The 1,751-nt window shown below is 48.1% G+C and carries 2 protein-coding genes; both read right to left on the bottom strand.

The genetic code is table 11. The annotated features are described in order from the left end of the window. Positions 1 to 490 precede the first annotated feature (490 nt). Positions 491 to 1,192, bottom strand: coding sequence for an RNA polymerase sporulation sigma factor SigK (sigK, locus tag AC1DWB_RS34640; RefSeq protein WP_477545609.1), 702 nt, complete (start codon positions 1,190 to 1,192; stop codon positions 491 to 493). A gap of 161 nt (positions 1,193 to 1,353) precedes the next feature. Then, a partial coding sequence (locus AC1DWB_RS34635) for a hypothetical protein (RefSeq protein ID WP_477545608.1) occupies positions 1,354 to 1,751 on the bottom strand: 398 nt, incomplete at its 5' end.

Genomic DNA, 1,751 nt, shown 5'->3' with positions numbered 1-1,751 from the left:
CGGTACGCGTATCAATCTTGATCAAACATCGTATTACGAAGCATCAAATGAGACAATTGGAGGCTAATCCGAATGTCTTACACGTATCGGAGAAGTCCATAAGATATGTGCCTGCTTTTAAGTTATCGGCCTTAAATGCATATCAATAAGGCAAGTCGCCGCAGGAGATCTTCGTGGAGGCTGGCTTTTACAGAACCGGATAGCCATTCTTTGTATCTTCAAAATACCGTGAACCAGCTTAGTCTGCAAATGGACTGTAAACCGAAACTATGTACCATAAAAGAAAAAGCTGCCCTTAGTCGCTCTCGCGACATTCGGAACAGCCTCACCATTGACTAGTGCTCGTATGGTTGATTCATGTGATTGTTGATTCCACCTTACTTGCTCACCCGCACAACCATCGACTCGCTCGATGTTCCACCGGCATAGTCGACATTCCGCGATTCCACGCCGTACACCAATTGCCCGGTGGTGTTCATCAGCTAATGTATCACCGCTTCACCTTATAAAATTCATGGTACAGCTTCATCAAAGCCCGCTTCTCAATCCGAGACACGTAGGAACGGGAGATCCCAAGCTCCTTGGCAATTTCCCGCTGTGTCCTCTCCTCACCACCGTGCTCCAGGCCAAAGCGGCCAATTACAACTTCCTTCTCCCGTTCATCCAGGATGTCCAGGTTCTTGTAAATCTTCGACTTCTCTATCTTAAGCTGCACCTTGTCGACCACATCGTCGGCTTCCGTACCGAGTATATCGATTAAAGTGATTTCATTGCCTTCCTTGTCCGTCCCAATCGGGTCGTGCAGCGAAACGTCCTTACGGGTTTTCTTGAGTGATCGCAAGTGCATGAGAATCTCATTTTCAATACAGCGGGCCGCAAATGTAGCCAGCTTCGTGCCTTTATCGGGGGAGAAGCTCTCGATTGCTTTAATTAGGCCAATCGTCCCGATGGAGATCAGGTCCTCCAGATCCTCTCCGGTGTTGTCGAACTTCTTGACGATGTGGGCAACTAGACGCAGGTTATGCTCGATGAGCAAGTTACGCGATGTCTGGTCGCCTGCGGCCATGCGACGCAAATGCTTCTCCTCATCATCTTCGGCCAGAGGCTGCGGGAACGCATTGTTCTTCACATAAGAGACAAGCAGCAATAATTCTTTGATAAACAAGGCAAACGCAGTAAAGAAACCAGGCACGCCAGCATCACCCCAAGCGACAGTATTTCTTTAAGTGTATGTGGGTGTACGCCTATGCGTGCCTGTACGGGAGAAAAACAAAAGAGCGTTCTAGAAGTCGGTCCAAAAGAAAAGTTCACTGGGTTTATAAAAAAAGACCCGCTCCGTTAAATCGAGGCGAGTTAATCTATGGAATCATAAGCAGCATCCGTCGCCCAAATGATCTCTTCCTCTCGCCCCTTCTGAGTCTGATACCCTTGAATCCAGATGTTATGATCCTTGAATTTCTGACAAACTTCCAGATTACGCTTGGTTGCCTCATACACGAAATCATACGGATGTCGATCCTTGATGTCGCTCCAGTAAGGGTCTGATCCGATATTGCCGAGTGAGTCCAGATTGCAGATCGCCTCGATGGAATCGAGATTAATGCCGTATGAACCGCCCAACATTGGCTTCTCATAACGTTCGCGGAATAAGGCTATGCACCGATCAGCAAAAGCATGTTCTTTCGTGAAGCTGCGGAAGTGTGGACTATTCAGGCAAGCGCGTACGGGATCAACCGAACCATCGGAATACA

It is taken from the genome of Paenibacillus sp. P4_E11 (genome assembly GCF_056401635.1).
Note: the sequence above shows the minus strand (reverse complement) of the source record. Positions and strands in the feature narration are given on the sequence as shown.